The organism is Streptomyces spinosisporus (assembly GCF_022698145.1).
Taxonomy (GTDB): Bacteria; Actinomycetota; Actinomycetes; order Streptomycetales; family Streptomycetaceae; genus Streptomyces; species Streptomyces spinosisporus.
In genome coordinates this window covers 259,018-279,216 of sequence record NZ_JALDAX010000003.1, presented here as the reverse complement: position 1 = coordinate 279,216, position 20,199 = coordinate 259,018, and the positions used below count along the sequence as shown (strand labels likewise).

Here is a 20,199-nt window from a genome sequence, read left to right as displayed (position 1 = left end):
CCGGTGGGGCAGGCCCCAGCCCACGGCGAACCCCCGGCGGGCCACCCCCGGACGCCACGAGCCCCGGCCCAGGGGTCAGGTCCCGGACCGGGGCTGTTCGTGGGAAGACTTGTCCCGGATCAGACGTTAATCGTCGCCGTGATCCTGCGGTCGGTGATCGAGCGCCCGACCTGGATCTCGTACGAACCCTTCACAAATGACCAGGCCGCGGTCGCCTCGTCCCAGACCTCGAACGCGCGGCGCGGCAGCCGCACGACCGCCTCGGCCGTCTCGCCCGGCCCGGCCTCGACGCCCGCGAAGCCGGCCAGCCGGCGTGCGGGGCGGTCGGCGTCCGGCTCGGTGGGGGCCAGATAGACCTGGACGACCTCCCGGCCCGGGCGCTCGCCGCTGTTGCGGACGCGGACCTTGGCGGTGGTGCCGTCGACCTCGACGGACTCGTACGTCCACTCGGTGTAGCCGAGGCCGTGGCCGAAGGGGTACGAGGGGGTGCGTCCTGCCTTCTCCCAGGCGCGGTAGCCGATGAAGAGGTCCTCGGTGTAGTGCAGTTCGCCGTGGTCCGGGACCACCTGGGTGACCGGGGCGTCGGACAGCGGGCCCCAGGTGGTGGGCAGCCGGCCGCCCGGCTCCTGGGCGCCGGTGAGGACGTCCGCGAGGGCCGCGCCGCCCTCCTGGCCGGGGAACCAGCTCAGCAGCACGGCGGCCACGTCGGCGCGCCACGGCAGCTCCACCGGGGAGCCGGAGTTGACGACCACGACGGTGTTCGGGTTGGCGGCGGCGACCGCGCGGACCAGGTCGTCCTGGCGGCCGGGCAGGGCGAGGTCCTTGCGGTCGAAGCCCTCGGACTCGACGCGCTCGGTGGTGGCGACCACGACGACGGCCGTGTCGGCGGCGCGCGCGGCCTCGACGGCCTCGGCGATCAGCTCGTCGGCGTCGCGCTGCGGCTCCTGGTGGCACAGGGCGAAGGCGACGACCTTGTACGGCATGTCCTCGGGCAGGTCGACGACCAGGGTGAGGGAGACCTCGACCTGTTCGCCCGCGGTGAGTTCGGCCTGGGCGCGGGGCACCGGGGTGCCGAAGAAGGCCTCGAAGCGGTCGCCGCCCTCGGCGGGGTGCTGGACCTCGTCGTAGTACGTCGTGCCCGCGACGGTGAGGGTGAAGCGGCCGGCGCCCTTGATGCCGAAGGTGTGCGGGCCGGTGTCGCGCGGGGTGAAGGTGCCGGTCAGCTCGACGGAGTGCAGCCGGTCGTGCGTGACGCCCTCGGGCAGGTCGGTGCCCATCCACTGGATCTGGCCGTTCGGGGCGGAGGCCGTGCCGATGACGTTCCCGTCGCTGTCGCGGCAGATCGCCCGGAGCGTGAACCCCTTGCCGGCGACGGCGAGTTCGGTGGCGGGGTCGGCGCCCACGGCGTAGCGGAGCGTGCCCTCGGGAAGGGCCGCGGTGAGGCCGTCGAGCGGGGAGACCACGTGGGCGGGGAAGACGGTGGCGGAGCCGCCGCCGAGGACGCGGGCGTCGCGGGCGGCGGCGCCGATGAGGGCGACGGTGCCCGGCCTGAGCGGCAGCGCACCGCGGTCGTTCTTGACGAGGACGAAGGCGCGGCGGGCGATCTCGCGGGCCAGCGCGCTGCCGTCGACGGGCGCGGGCAGTTCGGTGACGACCGGTTCGGCGCTCTCCAGGGCGCCGACGCGGGCGGCGAGCCGCAGGACGTTGCGCACGGCCTCGTCGACGGTGGCCTCCTCGACCCTGCCCTCGCGCACCGCCTGGGCGAGGGGCGCGCCGTAGACGGTGCGCGGGCCGGGCATGGCGACGTCGAGGCCGCCCTCGATGGCGCCGACCGTGGAGCGGGCGGCGGTCCAGTCGGAGACGTTGTAGCCGTCGAAGCCCCATTCGCCGCGCAGGATGTCGTTCACCAGGTGGCGGTGTTCGGTCATCGTCGTGCCGTTGACCGTGTTGTAGGCGGTCATGATGCCCCAGGGGTGGGCGTTCTCGACGATGGTCTCGAAGGGGGCCAGGTAGAGCTCGCGCAGGGCGCGTTCGCTGATCACGTTGTTCACCGTGAAGCGGTCGGTCTCGGCGTCGTTGGCGACGAAGTGCTTGACGGTGGTACCGACTCCGCCCGCCTGTACGCCGTTCACATAGCCCGCGCCGATGACGCCCGTCAGATACGGGTCCTCGCTGTACGCCTCGAAGTGGCGGCCGCCGAGCGGGGAGCGGTGGAGGTTGACGGTCGGGGCGAGCAGGACGTGCACGCCCTTGCGGCGGGCCTCCTGCGCGAGCAACGTGCCTGCGCGGCGGGCCAGTTCGGGGTCCCAGGTGGCGGCGAGCGCGGTCGGGGACGGCAGGGCGACGGAGGGGTCGTCGGCGGTCCAGCGCACGCCGCGGACCCCGATCGGGCCGTCGGACATGACGAGGGACTTCAGGCCGATCTCCGGCAGGGCGGGCAGGGACCAGGTGTCCTGGCCGGCCAGCAGCCGGGTCTTCGCGTCCAGGTCCAGCTTGCCGAGGGCCGCCTCGACGGCGGCCTCACGGGCCTGGTCGGCCCGGGCCCGGTCGTCCGGAGAGGTGCCAGGGTTTCCCGCCATCGGGATGCCTCCTCGTCGAGTCCTGTCGTGCTGTCGTTGCTCTCGTTGCTGTCTTTGCCGTCGTCGCTGTCGTCTGCTGTCGTCCTGGGACACATCGTGCTCCCGTTACCTGTAACGCGGTAGGTTTCGTGATGGTTCCGTAATATTGGGTGAACGGGGATGCCGTACGGTGACGCCATGAACGCCAGGGTCAGAAGCGCGGAACGGCGCGCGGAGATCGTCCGGGCGGCGCTGGAGGTGATCGCGGAGCGCGGTTACCGGGGCGCGAGCCTCGCCGCGGTCGCGGAGCGTGTCGGGCTCACCCAGCAGGGGCTGCTGCACTACTTCCCGACGAAGGAGGCGCTGCTGGTCGCCGTGCTCAAGGAGCGCGACCAGTGGGACGCGGTGCCGGCCACGCAGTGGCGGGTGGATCTGCTGGCCGCGCTGGTCGAGTACAACGCGATGCGGCCCGGCATCATCCAGACCTTCTCGGCGCTGCTGGGCGAGAGCGTCACGGAGGGGCACCCGGCGCGGGAGTACTTCACCGACCGCTACCGCAAGGTGCGCGAGAACATGGCGGGTGTGCTGCGCGCCGAGTACGGGGAGCGGCTGCCCAGCGGCCTCACGCCGGAGCGCGCCGCCCCCCTTCTCGTCGCGGTGATGGACGGCCTGCAGTACCAGTGGCTGCTGGACCCGGAGTCGGTGGACATGCCGGGCGCGTTCCGCGACTTCCTCGCGCTGCTGGGCGAGGGGGACTGAGCGGGTCCGTCAGCGGCCTGCGGGCACCGCCGCCACGACCTCGACCTCGATCCGTGCCTCGGGACGGAAGAGCCGCGAGGCCTCGAAGGTCATGCTGGTCGGGGGCGTTCCGGTGAGGAACTCCCGTCGTACGGCGCCGTATTCCTGCAGTTCGCCGATGTCGGTCAGATACGTACGGATGTTGATGACGTCGGTCAGGGTCGCGCCGTGCGCGGCGAGCAGGGCGGTCAACCCCTCGAAGATGCCTCGCGTCTGCTCGGCGAGGGTGTCGCCCTCGGCGATCTGGCCGGAGACGAACAACAGGGCGCTGCCGTCGGCGTGTTCGACGCGGGCGACCTGGGAGTAGTACGGGCTCGCCGGCTGGGGTGCGGCGGGCGGACTGTCCAGAGTGACCTTCATACGGCGACGCTAGGCGGAGGTGGCGCGATGCCACAAGCGAATGTCTAGCATGGCTGCCATGCCGAATCAGCATCGCGAGCCGGATCTGTCCACCGTGTGGCTGCGGGCGTTCCTTCAGGTCGCCCGGCACGGTTCGTTCACCGGGGCGGCGCGCACGCTCGGCTGGACGCAGTCCGCGGTGTCGCGGCAGGTCGCCGCGCTGGAGGCGGCGCTGGGCGGCGGGCCGCTCTTCGACCGGTTGCCGCGCGGGGTACGGCTCACCGAGGCCGGACGCGTCCTCGTGCCGTACGCGGAGACGGTCGTCGAGGCGCTGCACGGTGCCGCCCGTCAACTCGAGGAAGTGCGTGAAGTGGCGGGCGGGCGGCTGCGGTTCGGGGCGTTCGCCACCGCCGACGCGGCGCTGGTGCCGCACGCCCTCGCCGCGTTCCGCGCCCGCCACCCGCGGGTCCGGCTCTCCCGCGAGGAGGGCTTCACGCCCCGGCTGCTGGACCGGCTGGCCGCGGGGCATCTCGATCTGGCGGTCGTCTCGACGACCGGCGGCGCGCCCCTGGACGCGTACGAACTCCACCACCTGCTGGACGAGTCGCTGTACGTCGCCGTCCCCGCAGGCCACCCCCTGGCCGAACACGAGGGCCCGGTGCGCCTGGGCCTGCTGGCCGACGCCGACTGGATCTCCGGCAGCCCCCGGCCCGAGGGCACCCTCCTGGACGCGGCCCTGCGCCAGGGCTTCCGCCCGCGCATCGCCCACGTCGTCGGCGAGTGGACGGCCAAACAGGGCTACGTCGCCGCCGGCCTGGGCGTCACCCTGGTCCCCGCACTGGCCGCCGAGTCCATCCGCCCGGACGTCACCCTGCTACCAGTCCTAGACGAGACCGCCCCGGCACGAGCGATCTACGCGGCCCTGCCCCGGGACCGCTCCCCCGCCCCGGCAGCACAGTCCTTCGTGACGGCGCTGCGCGAGGCGGTGGGCAGAATCCCCACAGGCCTCAACGACCCCACGGCGTAATTCACTTCCCGAACGCGATACTGCCGCCCGTCGCACCACGCTCCCCACCACGATGCTCGACAAGGGTGCCCCGACACGAGCCGTCTACGCCGCCCTCGCACGGGGACGCTCACCCGCCCCGGCAGCACAGGCCATCGTGGCAGCACTGGGCGAGGCAGCGCCCAGAATTCCCGCAGGCTCAACCGCCCCACGGCGTAAACCACTTCCCGCACACGACACCGCCGATCGCCCGCACCACGCTCCCCGCCACGGCGACGAAGCCCGTACGCCCGGACGTCACCCTGCTGCCGGTCCTCGACGAGAGGGCCCCGGCACGGGCGGTCTACGCGGCCCTCGCGCGGGCACGCTCCCTCGCTCCGGCAGCACAGGCCTTCGCGGACACCCTCCGCGAAGCGGTGACCAGGATCCCCGCCAGCCTCAACCGCCCCATGGCGTAGACCACTTCCCGCACGTCATACTGCCAACCGTCGCACCATGCTCCCCCACCACGGCGACGGAAGGACCTGACGGCCTTGAGCTCTCTACGTGTTCGGATCGGCATCATTGGAGTGGCGTTGGTCGCGGGCTTTGCGGTGCCGGTGGGGACGGCGGTGGCCGAGGCCGCCCCCTCCCCGACGGTCGAGGAGCAGCGGCTCGACAAGGCGGTGCCCCAGGAGATCCTGCGCAGGTCCGGCTTCGATGACGTGACACCGCGCCTGGCCCGGGAGTTGGACCGGGCGCACTCCTACGGCGAGGCCCGCCGGGTTGTATTGCGTGAAGGGGGCGCGCTGTGGCGCCGGGCGGTGGACCGGGTGCAGGGCCGGGGTCCGGCGGGCGGGGACCTCAGCCGGGACGACGACCGGCCGCTGTACTGGGCGCGCCTCGGGCTGACCCGTGAAGTGCGCACCTGGGAGCCGGAGTTCCAGCTCAGCGACGGGCAACGGGCGGACCTGATCGACGACTTGGAGCGGACCTCGCGCGGCGGCACGGACGTGCGCTATCCGCACCGCAAGGGAGAGCGGCGGGTCCTGGTCACCGGCTTCGACCCGTTCACGCTCGACCGGGACATCCGGATCTCCAACCCCTCCGGGGCCACCGCACTCGCGCTCGACGGCACGGTGGTGCAGACCGCGGACGGGCCCGCCCGGGTGGAGACGGTCGTGTTCCCGGTGCGCTGGCGGGACTTCGCCGATCTGACCGTGGAGCGGACGCTGCGGCCGTATCTGAAGAAGGTGGACCTGTTCACCACCGTGAGCCAGGGCCGGGTCGGCCGGTTCGACGTGGAGCGCACCAACGGGGCCTGGCGGGGCGGCTTCCCGGACAACGACAACGTCAGCAGGACCGAGACCGTCCCGGTCACCGACCCCGCCTCACAGCCGCAGTGGACGTCGACGACCCTGCCGTACAAGGAGATCGTGAGCGCGGACACGGGACGCTTCCCGGTGTACGACCACACCGAGGTGACCGAGATCCCGGCCGGCGGCACCGATCCCGTCGTACGCCCCGACGGCCCCACCCCCGGCTCGACCGCGCGCGCCGGAGGCGGCGGCGACTACCTGTCCAACGAGATCGCCTATCGCGCCACGCTGCTGCGCGACCGGCTCGGGCTGCACGACACCCTGCCGGGCGGCCATGTGCACACCCCGGTGCTGCAGTTCGGGACGGGCAACACGGACCCGGCGACCGGGACGGTCACCGATCCGCAGTTCCTGCAGAACCGGCAGGACATCGTCGCGCAGTTCCGGGCGATCCTGACCGTGGCGATCGAGACGGCGACGCCCGTCAGGGAGTGACGTCCTGCGGCTCCTCGGCGGCGCCGTCCTCGTCGATCTCCTCGCCGAGCAGTTCGCGGGCCAGCAGCGTCGCGCCCGCGACCGCGCCCGGCATCAGGAACACCGCGACGAAGGGGACGACGAAGGCCGCCGCCAGGGGTGTGCCGAAGCCCCAGATCAGGGTCTTGCGGGAGCGCAGCAGGGCGAGGCGCTCCCGCAGTTCGACGCCGCGGCGCTGCAGGGCCACCCCGGCCAGTTCCTCGGTGAGGAAGAAGCCGGTGACGAAGAACCCGATCACCGGGACGACGCTCTGGCCGACGAACGGGATGAAGCCGCAGGCGAAGAGCAGGATGCCCCACAGGGCCGCGCGCACGACGATCCGCAGGCTGTCGCGGGCCGAGATCCACAGTTCGCGCCAGAGCGGAAGGCCGGACTCGGGGGCGGTGCCGTCCGGGGAGACGTCGCGGTCGACCTTCTCCGAGAGGTTCTCGTAGAAGGGCTGGCCGATCAGGAGCGTGACCGCGGTGAAGGTGACGACGGCGAGGAGCAGACCGAGCGCGAACAGCACGGCGGTGAGGAACCCGCGGAACAGGCCGAGCCACGGACTCGGCCAGCCGTCGGCGAACGGCGTCGCCCAGCCCACCGCGTCCTCGCCCCACAGCGCGAGCGCGACCAGCGCGGCCGCGTACAGGACGAGGGTCACCAGCCCCGGCACCAGCCCGAATCCGTACTGCCTGCCGTGCCGGGCCACCCACCGCTGACCCTTCAGGAGATAGCTGAAGCCCGCCCCAAGATCACGCATGGGGGAACTCTACCGAGGACCGCACGCCCGGCCCGCACCGCGCACTGCTCGGCAGACACAGCGGCCCGCACCGCACACCACACGGGGCCCTACGCGGGCGTGACGGCCACCACGACGCCCCGCTCGACCGCGGGCGACACCGCCGCGGACACCCGGACCGCTCCCGCCCGCGCCAGCCGTCCGGCCCGCGACGCGCCGGCGAGCAGCGCGGGCTGGATCCGCCCCAGGCCCGACACCAGCATCTCCTCCCCCGCCACCAGGACCGGCCGGACGGCCTTCGTGGAGGCGGCCGCCGCCTCCGCGAGGTCGGCCAGCGGGGTGAGCGCGGCACCGACCAGCCCGGCCCCGGCGGCGGCCGCACGCTCCGCGAGAGCGACCTGGAGCGGCATCAGCGGGGCCAGCGCCGTGGTCAGCGCGTCGGCGATCCGGGCGAGTTCGGGCGAGGAGTCGCGCAGCACGTCCGCCGCGGACCGCAGCACGGGCGTCACGGCGAGCAGCGCCCCCGCGGCCAGGCCCGCCGCAGCGGGCAGCAGCGGGGACGTCGCCTCGACCAGGTCGCCGAGCGCGTCCGCGAACTCCTCGACGGCCGGCTCGACCGCGTCCAGCACGGGCAGCAGGCTGTCGCCGAGCGCGGTGAGCAGCGCCTGCGCCGGTTCGCTCACCGGGTGCACCGCCAGCGGCGCCCCGCTCGTGCCGAGCCGGGTCAGGGTGTCGACGATGCGGTAGAAGGCCTCCTGGGCCTGCGGCGACGCACTCGCCTCGGCCAGCTCCGCGGTGGTCTCACGCAGCACGCGCAGCACCTCCGGGCCCGAACCGTCACGCGGGTCGAAGGTGTTCACCGCGATCCTGGTGAGGTTGCCTGCGGTGTCCAGGAGCTGGCCGGTGATGTCGGTCGTGCTGCGTGCCAGGCGCAGCACGTCGTCCCTGCTGGGCAGCGGTGGGATCGTCGCCATGGGGGCTCTCCTCGGCTCACGGTGGGCGGCCGTCGCCCTCAGGATGCCCCCATTTGCCCGTCCGGGATGTGTCATCCATGGCATCCGTGACATGAACTCCCGGTTGTTGCCGTTGAGTCGAACAGGGACACCGCGCCGTACCGATCTACGTGCTGTTCGGTACGCAGGAACGGCCGCCGAGGTTGAGGAGAACGGATGACGCGAGAGATCCACGGCACCGTCGCCGCCGGCTTCGAGGCGGTGCGGGAGGAGTTCGCCGCGTTCGTCGCGGGGGAACTGCCGGACTACGAAGGACAGTTGTGCGCCCATGTGCACGGCAGAAAGGTCGTCGACCTGTGGGCCGGTGACGACAACGACGCCGGGTCCCTCTACGGCGTCTTCTCGTCGACGAAGGGCGCGGCACACCTGGTCGTCGCGCTGCTCGTGCAGGACGGCACGCTGGAGCTGGAGCGCAGAGTGACCTACTACTGGCCGGAGTTCGGGGCGGAGGGCAAGGCGGCGCTGACGCTGCGGGACCTGCTCACGCACCGTGCCGGGCTGATCGGCCTGGATGCCGGGTTCAGCGCGGAGGAGCTGGCCGACGACCGGGTGATCGCCGAACGGCTCGCCGACCAGCGGCCGTTCTGGCGTCCGGGCACCGCCTTCGGCTATCACGCGTTCGTGATCGGCGCGCTGACCGGAGAGGTGGTGCGCAGGGCCACGGGCCGCACGCTCCAGGAGGTCTACGAGGAGCGGATCAGGGCGCCGTACGGCCTGGACTTCTTCCTCGGGCTGCCCGAGGCGCTGGAGCCCCGCTTCCGCTCCGTGCAGCCGATGGCTCCGACACCGAAGCAGCAGGCCGTGCTGGACGCGGCGCCGAGCGGGCCGCACTCGCTCACCTCGATCGCGTACAACACCCATGTGCCCGAGCCGCCCGCGCTGGAGGATCACGCCAACTCCCGTACCGTGCGCGCCAAGGGCCCGGCGTCCGCGGGCGGAGTGGCCGCCGCACGCGGGCTCGCCGGGATGTACGCGGCGGCGATCAGCGAGGTCGGCGGGCGGCCTCCGCTGCTGAAGCCGGACACGATCGCCGAGGTCGGGCAGATCCACTCGGTCGGCCACGACCTGGTCAGCCGCGCCCACCGGGCCTTCGGCCTCGGTTTCCAGGCGACGGCCGAGGCCTGGTACCCGTTCCTGGGTGCCGGTGCCTTCGGGCACAGCGGGGCGAGCGGCTCCCAGGCGTTCGCCGATCCGCGCAGCGGCCTGGCCTACGGCTACACCCGGCGGCGCTGCGCCTACCCGGGCGGGGCCGCGCCGGAGAACGAGCGGCTGATCAGGGCGGTGCACACCGCGGCACTCGCGCTCTGACTCCGGACACCGCGCCCCGGGCACGGCGCCCGGGACACGACATGGTGGAGGCCGCACCCCACGTCCAGGGATGCGGCCTCCGTCGTACGCAACGAGCGCCGTCAGGCAAGCGTCACGGTGATGTTGCCGCGGATCGCCTTCGAGTACGGGCAGACCTGGTGCGCCTTGGCCAGGAGGTCCTCGGCGGTGGCCGCGTCGACGTTCGGGATCTCGGCCGAGATCTCGACGATGATGCCGAATCCGTCGTCGTTCCTGCCGATGCCGACCTTCGCGGTGACCGTCGAACCGGAGATGTCCGCCTTCTCCCGGCGGGCGACGACGCCCAGGGCGCCCTGGAAGCAGGCGCTGTACCCGGCGGCGAAGAGCTGCTCCGGGTTGGTGCCGGCGCCGTTGCCGCCCATCTCCTTGGGCGGGTTCACGACGACGTCGAGCCTGCCGTCGTCGGTGGCGACCCGGCCGTCCCGGCCGTTCTCGGCGGTGGCGACGGCGGTGTAGAGGACGTCGGTCTGCTGGATGGACATGCGGGTGTCTTCCTCCTCGGTCCGCCGCGACTCGCGCCCACGATCGACGACGGTTTCGGAAAGAAGTTATCGCATACCGGAAATTGACAGAAGGGACCCGCTGGCGGAGGAGCTCAGAGCTTGACGATCATCTTGCCGGTGTTGGCGCCGCGCAGGACGCCGAGGAAGGCCTCCAGATTGTTCTCGATGCCCTCGACGACCGTCTCGCGGTACTTCAGCCGGCCCGAGGCGACCCAGGGGCCGACCTCCCGGACGAACTCGGGCTGCAGGTCGTAGTGGTCGCCGACGAGGACACCCTCGACGCGCAGCCGGTTCTGCAGGATCTTGACCATGTTGCGCGGGCCGGGGGTCGGCTCGGTCGCGTTGTACTGCGAGATCATGCCGCAGATCACGGCCCGGCCGCGCAGGTTGAGCGCGCCGATCGCGGCCTCCAGGTGCTCGCCGCCGACGTTGTCGAAGTAGACGTCGATTCCGTCGGGGGCGGCCTGCTTCAGCTGCTCGCGGACGGAGCCGTTCTTGTAGTTGAAGGCGGCGTCGAAGCCGTACTCCTCGATCAGCAGCTCGACCTTCTCGTCGGAGCCTGCGGAGCCGATGACCCGCGAGGCGCCCTTGAGCTTCGCGATCTGGCCGACCTGGCTGCCGACCGCGCCGGCGGCACCGGAGACGAAGACCGCGTCGCCCTCCTTGAAGGCGCCGACCCGCAGCAGGCCCGCGTACGCCGTCAGGCCCGTCATGCCGAGGACGCCGAGGTACGTGCTCAGCGGCGCGGCCTCGGGGTCGACCTTGACGGCGTGCCTGGCGTCCATGACCGCGTATTCGCGCCAGCCGAAGACGTGCAGGACGTGGTCGCCGACCGCGATGCCCTCGGCGTTGGAGGCGACGACCTCGCCGACCGCGCCGCCCTGCATGACCTTGCCGAGCTCGAAGGGCGCGACGTAGGACTTGGCGTCGCTCATCCGGCCACGCATATAGGGGTCGACGGAGAGGTACTTGTTCCGCACCAGCACCTGGCCCTCGCCCGGCGCCGGGGCCTCCGTCTCGACCAGGGCGAAGTCCTCGGGCTTGGGCCAGCCGACGGGGCGGCTGAGCAGGTGCCATTCGCGGTTGATCATGACGAGCGCCTTTCCTGGGCATGGGGAAAATGTTTCAGTACCTGAAACAACCATGCTCCTGAATATTTCAGATTGTCAAGTAAAGGGGTATCCTGGTGCCATGCCCACCCCTGAGAAGACGCGCCGCCCCGACGCCCTCACCCTGGAGGTCGTCGAGCTGATCGGCGATGTCGTGTCCCGGTTCTACGCGGACTACGAGGAGGCGGCCGCCGAACACGCGCTGACCGGCGCGCAGGCCCGGCTGCTGAGCCTGCTGTCGCTGGAGCCGCTGCCGATGCGCAAGCTGGCGCAGAAGCTGAAGTGCGAGCCGTCGAACGTCACCGGGATCGTCGACCGCCTGGAGGCGCGCGGCCTGGTGGAGCGGCGTCCCGACCCGGCCGACCGCCGCATCAAGCTGGCCGCCGCGACCGACGACGGGCTGCGCGTCGCCCGCGAACTGCGCGACGGACTGCGCTTCGCACGGGAGCCCCTGGCGGGGCTGTCGGACGAAGAGCGGTTGTCTTTGCGGGATTTGCTACGGCGGATGATGGACGCGTAGAACTGGCGGCCATTTTGCGGCGCCGCACCTTGCAGCGGCCGTCCGCTACGAACACCACCACAGGAACCGCTTGCACGTCTCTGTAGGGGTGGGAGTCGGCGTCGGGTTGGAGTGGGTGGGGGCCGAGGTCGGGGTCGGGTTCGACGGTGGGGGTGTGGCCGCCGGGGGTGTGGTTCCGGGGGCCCGGCTCGGTGTGGCGGTCGGGGAGTCCGTGTCGGACTTGTCCTTCTTCGCCTTGTCCTTCGGGGACTTCGAGGCGGAGGGGGACGCGGTCGGCGACGTAGCGCCGCCCGACGCTCCCGCGCCGGTCGCGCCGTCGCTCGGCCCGGACTTCCCGCCCACCTCCGACGCCGCCGCACCCTCCGCCGACTCGTCGCCGGCCGCGGCCGGCTTGGGCGTGCTGAAGGGGGCGTCGACACCCAGTTCGGCGAGGCTGAGGCCACCCGCCGCGAGCGCGCAGGCCGCGGTGATCAGCAGGACCCGGCGGCGGCGCCTGCGGTGGGCCGCGGCCTTGCGGTCGCGGCGGCTGGCGCCGCCCGCGGGGCCTTCGGCGCCCCGGCCGCCCCGGCCGCGTCCGCGGCCCTGGGCACGCCGTGCGGCGGCGCGGCCCGCCGGCCGCTCGTCGGCGGACTCGTCGTCCTCGGCGCCCTCGTCCTCGTCCTCGGCGTCGGCTTCGTAGGGGCTCTGCGCGCCGCCGTACCCGCCCTCGTGGCCCTCGTACGCACCGCCCGCGCGCTCACCCGCGTACGCGGGCGCGCCGTCGCGCTCCGCGTGCGCGCGGAGTTGTTCGACCTGTGCGCCGCACCCCGGACAGGCGAGGGCGCCATTCAGGTGCCGTCGGCACGGGTGGCAGTAGTCCATGACGCCGGAAGACTAAGTTCCTCACAGGCAACGTTCATAGTCACACCTGTGAAAGTTGTGTGCGGAACTGCCCGTTCCGGCGCGGCGAGTTGAGGAATCCGGCAGGGCGTGTCGGGCATCTCCCCCGATCGCACCGAAACCGCCGCCGAAAAGCGCACCGAAAGCAGTGTCGAAACCGTTATCTGTTCGACCCATTGACACCCCCGCCGCCCCGTCCTTACTGTCACGCCAGCATTTCGAACGTGTGACGAGATTTCGAACACACCGTAAGAGCCGTCGATCCGCGAGGGACAACTGCCGTGCGCATCACCGGAATCAGCACACACGTGGTCGGGACGCCCTGGCGCAACCTGACCTACGTCCAGGTGCACACCGACGAGGGGATCACGGGAGTCGGCGAGACCCGCATGCTGGGCCACACCGACGCGCTGATCGGCTATCTGCACGAGGCGGAGGCCAACCACATTCTGGGCTCCGATCCGTTCGCCGTGGAAGACCTCGTCCGCCGTATGAAGTACGGCGACTACGGCCGGGCCGGCGAGATCGTGATGTCCGGCATCGCGGTGATCGAGATGGCCTGCTGGGACATCAAGGGCAAGGCCCTCGGCGTGCCCGTCTGGCAGCTGCTGGGCGGCCGGGTGACCGACAAGGTCAAGGCGTACGCCAACGGCTGGTACACCACGGAGCGGACCCCGGAGGCCTATCACAAGGCCGCCCAGGGAGTCATGGAGCGCGGGTACCGGGCGCTGAAGATCGACCCCTTCGGGACCGGGCACTTCGAGCTCGACCACGAGCAGACGCTGTACGCCGTCTCGCTGATCGAGGCCGTGCGCGACGCCATCGGGCCCGAGGCCGAGCTGATGCTGGAGATGCACGGCCGGTTCTCCCCCGCCACCGCCGTCCGTCTCGCGCACGAGCTCGCGCCCTTCAAGCCCGCCTGGCTGGAGGAGCCCGTACCGCCGGAGAACCTCAAGGCGCTGGAGAAGGTCGCCGCGAAGGTGGACATGCCGGTCGCCACCGGTGAGCGGATTCACGATCGCATCGAGTTCCGCGAGCTGTTCGAGAGCCAGGCCGCCGACATCATCCAGCCGGACGTCGGCCACATCGGCGGCATCTGGGAGACGCGGAAGCTGGCCGCGACCGCCGAGACCCACTACATGCTCGTCGCGCCGCACAACGTCGGCGGCTCCGTGCTCACCGCCGCCTCGCTCCAGGTCGGCTTCACCTCCCCCAACTTCAAGATCCTGGAGCACTTCAACGACTTCGCGGACGCCGAGATCAAGAAGGTCGTCAAGGGGGCGCCGCAGGTCGTGGACGGCTACTTCCACCTCTCGGACGCGCCCGGGCTCGGCGTCGAGCTCGACGTCGACGCGGCCGCCGAGTTCCCGCAGCAGCAGGCCCGGTTCGACCTGTGGGCCGACGGCTGGGAGCAGCGCAAGCCGAAGGACACGAAGTGAGCGGCGCCGTCGTCGTCGAGGGGCCCGGCGAGCACCGGCTGACCGCGCACACGCCCCGTGAACCCGGCGCGGGCGAGGCGCTCGTGCGCGTGCACGCCGTCGGCATCTGCGGCAGCGACCGCGAGGTGTACCAGGGCAACCGGCCCGAGGGGTACGTCCGTTACCCCCTCACCCCCGGCCACGAGTGGTCCGGGACGGTCGAGGCGGTGGGTGCCGGCGTGCCGCCGGCTCTCGTGGGCCGCAAGGTCGTCGGCGAGGGCTTCCGCAACTGCCAGGTGTGCGACCGCTGCCACGCGGGCGAGACCACGCTGTGCAGCGCCGGGTACGAGGAGACCGGGTTCACCCAGCCGGGCGCGATGGCCGCCACGCTCACCCTCCCCGCGCGGCTGCTGCACGCGCTGCCCGACGACGCGGATCTCACCGCCGCCGCCCTGCTGGAGCCCGCCGCCTGCATCGCCGCCGCGGCGATCAAGGCGAACGCCCGGCCGGGCGAGCGGGTCGCGGTCGTCGGCACCGGCACGCTCGGCATGTTCGCCGTGCAGTTCCTCAAGGCCGGATCACCGGCCGAGCTGCTGGTCGTCGGCACCCGCCCCGACCGCGCGGAGCTTTCGAGAACTTTCGGCGCCACCGACTTCCGCACCAGGGACCAACAACTCCCGGACGACGTCGACGTCGTGATCGAGACCGCAGGGTCCGCGTCCGCCGCGCGCACCGCCGCCTCGCTGCTCAGGCGCGGCGGACGGCTGGTCCTCACGGGCATCCCGGCACCGGGCGCCGAGGGGCTCGACCCGACCGACCTGGTCGTACGGCAGCTGGAGGTGCACACCGTCTTCGGGGCGCCGCCGGACGCCTGGGCGCACACGGTGCGGGTGTTCGGGGCCGGTCTGCTCGACCCGGTGCCGCTCGTCACCCACGAACTGCCGCTGGAGGAGTTCCCGAAGGCCATAGAGCTGGTCGGGTCCGGCGATCCGAAAGTGGGCAAGGTGCTGCTCCGCCCCTAGCCGTACGCCGGTACGGGGGCGACCTGACGGTCCCCGTACCGGCGTACACCCAAGGCTTTTTCCTACCCCGAGCCGCGAACCTTGTCCGAAATATCGAACACGAAGGACAGCTTGTGACGACCGACGCTTCCGCCACGGCGGCCCGCCGACCCGGTGAGCAGGTGCTCACCGCTCTCGGTCTGGGTGCGCCCGCCCTCGACCCCGCCGACGCCTCGCCGCACACCTTCCCCGGCGGTGGCCGCTGGCGCACCGAGATCCCCTCGTGCGAGGGTCCCGAAGCGCTGGCCGTCGTGCTCAAGGAGTCCTCCCGTCTGGACGTGCCGATCCACCGGATCAGCCAGGGCAGCGGTGTGTGGATGCTGACCGACGCCGAGATCACCGAGATGGTCGAGGCGACGGCCGAACGCGACATCGAGCTCTGCCTGTTCACCGGCCCGCGCGGCACCTGGGACATCGGCGGCTCCGTGCGCTCCGACTCGCGCGGCGCCGGGCTGCGCGCCCGCGGACACGACGCCGTCGCCGGATGTATCGAAGACGCCGTCCGGGCAACGGAGTTGGGCGTCACGTGCCTGCTCGTCGCCGACGAGGGCGTGCTGTGGACACTGCACCGGGCGCGCACCGCCGGGATCATCCCGGCCGACACCACGCTGAAGGTGTCCGCGCTCGTGGGGCCGGTCAACCCGGCGTCGTACGCGGTCTTCGAGCACCTGGGCGCCGACTCCGTCAACGTGCCCAGTGATCTGACGCTCGATCACCTCACCGAGATCCGGCGGGTCTCCGCCGCCCCCATGGACATGTACATCGAGGCCCCCGACGACCTCGGCGGCTACGTCCGGATGTACGAGGTCGCCGAGCTGATCCGGCGCGGCGCCCCGCTCTATCTGAAGTTCGGTCTGTCCAAGGCTCCCGGCATCTACCCGTGGGGCACCCACCTGCGGGACGTGACCCTGGACACCGCCCGGGAGCGGGTGCGGCGCGGCCGCCTCGCTCTCGACCTGCTCGCCCGGCACGGTGCGGACGGCAACATGGCGCCGCTCGGCTCCCGGCTGCCCGGACCGCTCAACCGCTTCCCCGCCGCATAGCCCCTCGCCGGGTCCCAGAAGTTGTCAACGCCGACACGAACAAGGAATGGTCACATGCGCACTCGTAGAAGCGCCCTTGCCCTCATGGCCGGAGCCGCCTCTCTCGCTCTCACGCTGTCCGCCTGCGGTCAGAACAGTAAGGGCGGGAGCAAAGAGGACAAGGGCAGCGCCAAGGGCGGCACCATCGGCATCGCCATGCCCACCAAGTCCTCCGAGCGGTGGATCGCGGACGGCAACAACGTCGTCAAGAACCTCAAGGCCAAGGGCTACAAGACCAAGCTGGTCTACGGCGAGGACGACCCCGACCAGCAGGTCTCGCAGATCGAGAACCTGATCACGCAGGGCGTCAAGGGACTGATCGTCGCGGCCATCGACAACAAGTCGCTGAACAACGTGCTGCAGCAGGCCGCCGACGCCAAGATCCCGGTGATCGCCTACGACCGGCTGATCCTCGGCACGAAGAACGTCGACTACTACGCGTCCTTCGACAACACCAAGGTCGGTGAGCTGCAGGCCAGTTACATCGTCGACAAGCTGGGCCTGAAGGACGGCAAGGGCCCCTTCAACATCGAGCTGTTCGCCGGCTCCAACGACGACAACAACACCAAGTACTTCTTCAACGGCGCGATGAGCGTGCTGCAGCCCTACATCGACAAGAAGAAGCTCGTCGTCAAGTCCGGCCAGACCAAGCTCACCCAGGTCACGACGCTTCGCTGGGACGGCGCCACCGCGCAGAAGCGCATGGAGGACATCCTCACCTCGACCTACGGCAGCGCCAAGGTCGACGCGGTCCTCTCGCCGTACGACGGCATCTCCATCGGTGTCCTCGCCGCCCTGAAGTCGGACGGCTACGGTTCCTCCAGCAAGCCGCTGCCGGTCATCACCGGCCAGGACGCCGAGCTCGCCTCGGTGAAGTCGATCATCGCGGGCCAGCAGACGCAGACCGTCTACAAGGACACCCGCAAGCTCGCCGATGTCGCCTCGAGCATGGTCGACGACGTACTCAACGGCAAGAAGCCCGAGGTCAACGACACCAAGACGTACGACAACGGCACCAAGGTCGTCCCGGCCATGCTGCTGCAGCCCGTGAGCGTCGACAAGACCAACTACACCAAGGAACTGGTCGACACCGGCTACTACAAGGCCAGCGAGCTGCAGTAGTCCCGCCGGCCGACACCTCGGCCGTTCCTACGGAGTGAAAGGGCACGACCATGGCGGGACCCGTCCTGGAAATGCGCTCGATCGTCAAGACCTTTCCCGGTGTGAAGGCGCTGTCGGACGTCACGCTGACGGTCCGTCAGGGCGAGGTCCATGCCATCTGCGGTGAGAACGGCGCCGGAAAGTCCACCTTGATGAAGGTGCTCTCCGGCGTCCATCCGCACGGCACCTACGAGGGCGACATCCTCTTCGAAGGTGAGACCTGCGAGTTCAAGGACATCCGGGCGAGCGAGCAGCACGGCATCGTGATCATCCATCAGGAGCTGGCACTCGTGCCGTTCCTGTCGATCGCCGAGAACATCTTCCTCGGCAACGAGCACGCGCGGCGCGGGCTGATCGACTGGAGGGAGACGCTCAAGCACGCCACCGAACTGCTGCGCCGGGTCGGTCTGACCGACCACCCGGAGACCCGGATCGCCGACATCGGCGTGGGCAAGCAGCAGCTGGTGGAGATCGCCAAGGCGCTGTCGAAGAAGGTGAAGCTGCTCATCCTCGACGAGCCGACCGCGGCGCTCAACGACGAGGACAGCGGCAAACTCCTCGATCTCATCCTGGAGTTGAAGAAGCAGGGCATCACCTCGATCATCATCTCCCACAAGCTCAACGAGATCCGCCGGGTCGCCGACTCGGTGACGATCCTGCGCGACGGCCGGTCCATCGAGACCCTCGACGTCAAGGCGCCGGAGACCACCGAGGACCGGATCATCTCAGGGATGGTCGGCCGCGACCTCGACCACCGCTTCCCCGAGCGCACCCCGTTCGAGGGCGAGCCGGACGCGGCCCCGGCCCTGGAGATCCGCAACTGGACCGTCCACCATCCGATCGACCAGCAGCGCAAGGTCGTCGACGACGTGTCGATCCAGGTGCGCCGCGGGGAGATCGTCGGCATCGCGGGCCTGATGGGCGCGGGCCGCACCGAGCTGGCCATGAGCGTCTTCGGGCGCACCTACGGCCGGCACGCGGGCGGCACGGTCCTCAAGGACGGCCGGGAGATCCGTACGAAGACCGTCTCCGAGGCGGTCAAGAACGGCATCGCGTACGTCACGGAGGACCGCAAGCACTACGGCCTCAACCTCATCGACACCATCAACCGCAATATCTCGCTGACCGCGCTGAACAAGGTCGCCAGCCGCGGAGTGGTCGACGAGCACGAGGAGCGCAAGGTCGCCGAGCGCTTCCGCACGTCGATGAACATCAAGGCGCCGACCGTCTTCGAGCCGGTGGGCAAGCTGTCCGGCGGCAACCAGCAGAAGGTCGTCCTCAGCAAGTGGATCTTCGCGGGTCCCGAGGTGCTGATCCTGGACGAGCCGACGCGCGGGATCGACGTGGGCGCCAAGTACGAGATCTACACGGTCATCGACCAACTGGCCGCCGAGGGCAAGGCGGTCGTCTTCATCTCCTCCGAGCTGCCGGAGCTGCTCGGCATGTGCGACCGCATCTACACCATGGCCGCCGGGCGGCTGACGGGCGAGGTCCCGCGGGCCGAGGCCACGCAGGAAGTGCTGATGCGCCAGATGACGAAGGACAAAGAGGTAACCCGATGAGCACGGATGTGACGGACAAGGTCCCGGCCTCGGCGCCGCCCGGCAGGAGCGGGGGGCCGGGTGCGGGCGGCGGCCTGCTGCAGCTGGTCCTCGGCGGTCTGCGCCGGAACATGCGGCAGTACGGCATGCTGATCGCGCTCGGCCTGATCGTGGTCCTGTTCCAGGTGTGGACCGGCGGCGACCTGCTGCTGCCGCGCAACGTCTCCAACCTGGTGCTGCAGAACAGCTACATCCTGATCCTCGCGATCGGCATGATGCTGGTGATCATCGCGGGCCACATCGATCTGTCCGTCGGATCGCTGACGGCGTTCGTCGGCGCGTTCGCGGCCGTGCTGACGGTCCAGCACGGCGTGGCCTGGCCCGTCGCCCTGGTGCTGTGCCTGCTGGTGGGCGCGGTCGCGGGCTCCTTGCAGGGCTTCATGATCGCCTATCTGGGCATACCGTCGTTCATCGTCACGCTCGCCGGAATGCTGCTCTTCCGCGGTCTGACGGAGATCTTCCTCAAGGGCCAGACCCTCGGCCCGTTCCCGGACGGACTGCAGAAGCTCGGCAACGGCTTCCTGCCGGAGGTCGGCCCGAACACCAACTACCACAACCTCACCCTGCTGCTGGGCCTGGTCCTGCTGGCCTTCGTCATCTACCAGGAGGTCCGCGACCGCAGGCGCGAGCAGGAGTTCTCCCTCGACGTCCTGCCCCGCAACGCCTTCCTGCTGAAGCTGGTCGCCATCGGCGCGGCGATCCTCGCGGTGACGCTCCTGCTTGCCAGCTACCAGGGCGCGCCGATCATCCTGATCATCCTCGGTGTGCTGGTGGTCGGTTACGGCTACGTCATGCGCAACGCGGTCTTCGGCCGTCACATCTACGCGATCGGCGGCAACCTGCCGGCGGCGAAGCTGTCCGGCGTCAAGGACAAGAAGGTCACCTTCCTTGTCTTCCTCAACATGGGCGTGCTCGCGGCCCTGGCGGGTCTGGTCGTTGCGGCCCGTCTGAACGCGGCGTCTCCGAAGGCGGGCCTGAACTTCGAACTCGAGGCCATCGCCTCGTCGTTCATCGGTGGTGCGTCCATGAGCGGCGGTGTGGGCACCGTCCTCGGCGCGATCATCGGTGGTCTCGTCCTCGGCGTGCTGAACAACGGCATGAACCTCCTGAGCGTCGGCACCGACTGGCAACAGGTCATCAAGGGCCTCGCCCTGCTGGCCGCGGTCGGCTTCGACGTGTGGAACAAGCGCAAGTCCGGTTCGTAAGTCAGCTCGGGCCCCGCCGCCACGGCGGGGCCCCACCCCTTCACGG

General features: G+C 70.8%; 18 protein-coding genes. 11 read left to right on the top strand and 7 right to left on the bottom strand.

The annotated features are described in order from the left end of the window. Window positions 1-119 precede the first annotated feature (119 nt). Window positions 120-2,579: a beta-glucosidase gene (locus MQN93_RS09435; RefSeq protein WP_242709093.1), complete on the bottom strand. Its 2,460-nt coding sequence runs from the start codon at window positions 2,577-2,579 to the stop codon at window positions 120-122. A 159-nt stretch (window positions 2,580-2,738) separates the two neighbouring features. Between MQN93_RS09435 and MQN93_RS09430 the strand changes: the two genes are divergently transcribed. Continuing rightward, window positions 2,739-3,317 (top strand): TetR/AcrR family transcriptional regulator, encoded by a 579-nt coding sequence (locus MQN93_RS09430; RefSeq protein WP_016435481.1) that lies wholly within the window; start codon window positions 2,739-2,741, stop codon window positions 3,315-3,317. Between the two features lie 9 nt (window positions 3,318-3,326). Here the strand turns inward: MQN93_RS09430 and MQN93_RS09425 are convergent, their stop codons facing one another. Continuing rightward, window positions 3,327-3,716, bottom strand: a complete 390-nt coding sequence (locus MQN93_RS09425) for a RidA family protein (protein ID WP_242709092.1) — start codon at window positions 3,714-3,716, stop codon at window positions 3,327-3,329. A gap of 49 nt (window positions 3,717-3,765) precedes the next feature. Between MQN93_RS09425 and MQN93_RS09420 the strand changes: the two genes are divergently transcribed. Further along, a complete protein-coding gene (locus tag MQN93_RS09420; protein WP_372504324.1) occupies window positions 3,766-4,722 on the top strand; it encodes a LysR family transcriptional regulator in 957 nt (318 codons plus the stop codon). Window positions 4,723-5,234: 512 nt separating this feature from the next. After that, entirely contained in the window at window positions 5,235-6,494 is a 1,260-nt protein-coding gene (locus MQN93_RS09415) for a pyroglutamyl-peptidase I (RefSeq protein WP_242709090.1), read from the top strand. Here MQN93_RS09415 and MQN93_RS09410 read toward each other — a convergent pair. After that, entirely contained in the window at window positions 6,484-7,275 is a 792-nt protein-coding gene (locus tag MQN93_RS09410; protein WP_016435477.1) for an EI24 domain-containing protein, read from the bottom strand. The two genes, MQN93_RS09415 and MQN93_RS09410, sit on opposite strands and share 11 nt — an antisense overlap. 89 nt (window positions 7,276-7,364) lie before the next feature. Further along, window positions 7,365-8,228 carry a hypothetical protein gene (locus MQN93_RS09405; RefSeq protein ID WP_242709089.1) on the bottom strand — a complete coding sequence of 288 codons (864 nt, stop codon included), beginning with the start codon at window positions 8,226-8,228 and terminating at the stop codon, window positions 7,365-7,367. 195 nt (window positions 8,229-8,423) lie between these two features. Between MQN93_RS09405 and MQN93_RS09400 the strand changes: the two genes are divergently transcribed. Next, complete coding sequence (locus MQN93_RS09400; RefSeq protein WP_242709088.1) at window positions 8,424-9,575, top strand: serine hydrolase domain-containing protein; 1,152 nt, start codon at window positions 8,424-8,426, stop codon at window positions 9,573-9,575. Window positions 9,576-9,676: 101 nt separating this feature from the next. Here MQN93_RS09400 and MQN93_RS09395 read toward each other — a convergent pair whose 3' ends face one another. Both MQN93_RS09395 and MQN93_RS09390 read right to left on the bottom strand, forming a co-directional pair. Then, complete coding sequence (locus MQN93_RS09395) at window positions 9,677-10,096, bottom strand: organic hydroperoxide resistance protein (RefSeq protein WP_016435474.1); 420 nt, start codon at window positions 10,094-10,096, stop codon at window positions 9,677-9,679. A gap of 113 nt (window positions 10,097-10,209) precedes the next feature. After that, window positions 10,210-11,208: an NADP-dependent oxidoreductase gene (locus MQN93_RS09390; RefSeq protein WP_242709087.1), complete on the bottom strand. Its 999-nt coding sequence runs from the start codon at window positions 11,206-11,208 to the stop codon at window positions 10,210-10,212. 100 nt (window positions 11,209-11,308) lie between these two features. Between MQN93_RS09390 and MQN93_RS09385 the strand changes: the two genes are divergently transcribed. Then, window positions 11,309-11,746 carry a MarR family winged helix-turn-helix transcriptional regulator gene (locus MQN93_RS09385; protein WP_016435472.1) on the top strand — a complete coding sequence of 146 codons (438 nt, stop codon included), beginning with the start codon at window positions 11,309-11,311 and terminating at the stop codon, window positions 11,744-11,746. A gap of 45 nt (window positions 11,747-11,791) precedes the next feature. Here MQN93_RS09385 and MQN93_RS09380 read toward each other — a convergent pair whose 3' ends face one another. Continuing rightward, window positions 11,792-12,607 (bottom strand): SCO2400 family protein, encoded by an 816-nt coding sequence (locus tag MQN93_RS09380; protein ID WP_242709086.1) that lies wholly within the window; start codon window positions 12,605-12,607, stop codon window positions 11,792-11,794. A 299-nt stretch (window positions 12,608-12,906) separates the two neighbouring features. On the opposite strand from MQN93_RS09380, the gene MQN93_RS09375 reads away from it, so the two are divergent. The 6 genes from MQN93_RS09375 to mmsB all read left to right on the top strand — a co-directional run bounded on the left by MQN93_RS09375 (window position 12,907) and on the right by mmsB (window position 20,153). Then, window positions 12,907-14,064 carry a mandelate racemase/muconate lactonizing enzyme family protein gene (locus tag MQN93_RS09375; protein WP_016435469.1) on the top strand — a complete coding sequence of 386 codons (1,158 nt, stop codon included), beginning with the start codon at window positions 12,907-12,909 and terminating at the stop codon, window positions 14,062-14,064. Next, window positions 14,061-15,065, top strand: a complete 1,005-nt coding sequence (locus MQN93_RS09370; RefSeq protein WP_242709085.1) for a zinc-dependent alcohol dehydrogenase — start codon at window positions 14,061-14,063, stop codon at window positions 15,063-15,065. The genes MQN93_RS09375 and MQN93_RS09370 overlap by 4 nt, the downstream gene beginning before the upstream one ends. A gap of 113 nt (window positions 15,066-15,178) precedes the next feature. Beyond that, on the top strand, window positions 15,179-16,147 hold the full coding sequence (locus MQN93_RS09365) for a hypothetical protein (protein ID WP_242709084.1): 969 nt from the start codon (window positions 15,179-15,181) through the stop codon (window positions 16,145-16,147). A 54-nt stretch (window positions 16,148-16,201) separates the two neighbouring features. After that, complete coding sequence (chvE, locus tag MQN93_RS09360) at window positions 16,202-17,308, top strand: multiple monosaccharide ABC transporter substrate-binding protein (RefSeq protein WP_242709083.1); 1,107 nt, start codon at window positions 16,202-16,204, stop codon at window positions 17,306-17,308. A gap of 50 nt (window positions 17,309-17,358) precedes the next feature. Further along, entirely contained in the window at window positions 17,359-18,909 is a 1,551-nt protein-coding gene (mmsA, locus tag MQN93_RS09355; RefSeq protein ID WP_016435465.1) for a multiple monosaccharide ABC transporter ATP-binding protein, read from the top strand. Next, window positions 18,906-20,153, top strand: coding sequence for a multiple monosaccharide ABC transporter permease (mmsB, locus tag MQN93_RS09350; protein WP_016435464.1), 1,248 nt, complete (start codon window positions 18,906-18,908; stop codon window positions 20,151-20,153). Before mmsA ends, mmsB begins: the two co-directional genes overlap by 4 nt. The last annotated feature ends 46 nt before the right edge of the window (window positions 20,154-20,199 follow it).

Coding starts and splice junctions, on each gene's coding strand:
- MQN93_RS09435 (WP_242709093.1), bottom strand. CDS start 2,579: ATGGCGGGAAACCCTGGCACCTCTCCGGACGACCGGGCCCGGGCCGAC.
- MQN93_RS09430 (WP_016435481.1), top strand. CDS start 2,739: ATGCCGTACGGTGACGCCATGAACGCCAGGGTCAGAAGCGCGGAACGG.
- MQN93_RS09425 (WP_242709092.1), bottom strand. CDS start 3,716: ATGAAGGTCACTCTGGACAGTCCGCCCGCCGCACCCCAGCCGGCGAGC.
- MQN93_RS09420 (WP_372504324.1), top strand. CDS start 3,766: ATGGCTGCCATGCCGAATCAGCATCGCGAGCCGGATCTGTCCACCGTG.
- MQN93_RS09410 (WP_016435477.1), bottom strand. CDS start 7,275: ATGCGTGATCTTGGGGCGGGCTTCAGCTATCTCCTGAAGGGTCAGCGG.
- MQN93_RS09405 (WP_242709089.1), bottom strand. CDS start 8,228: ATGGCGACGATCCCACCGCTGCCCAGCAGGGACGACGTGCTGCGCCTG.
- MQN93_RS09400 (WP_242709088.1), top strand. CDS start 8,424: ATGACGCGAGAGATCCACGGCACCGTCGCCGCCGGCTTCGAGGCGGTG.
- MQN93_RS09395 (WP_016435474.1), bottom strand. CDS start 10,096: ATGTCCATCCAGCAGACCGACGTCCTCTACACCGCCGTCGCCACCGCC.
- MQN93_RS09390 (WP_242709087.1), bottom strand. CDS start 11,208: ATGATCAACCGCGAATGGCACCTGCTCAGCCGCCCCGTCGGCTGGCCC.
- MQN93_RS09385 (WP_016435472.1), top strand. CDS start 11,309: ATGCCCACCCCTGAGAAGACGCGCCGCCCCGACGCCCTCACCCTGGAG.
- MQN93_RS09380 (WP_242709086.1), bottom strand. CDS start 12,607: ATGGACTACTGCCACCCGTGCCGACGGCACCTGAATGGCGCCCTCGCC.
- chvE (WP_242709083.1), top strand. CDS start 16,202: ATGCGCACTCGTAGAAGCGCCCTTGCCCTCATGGCCGGAGCCGCCTCT.
- mmsA (WP_016435465.1), top strand. CDS start 17,359: ATGGCGGGACCCGTCCTGGAAATGCGCTCGATCGTCAAGACCTTTCCC.
- mmsB (WP_016435464.1), top strand. CDS start 18,906: ATGAGCACGGATGTGACGGACAAGGTCCCGGCCTCGGCGCCGCCCGGC.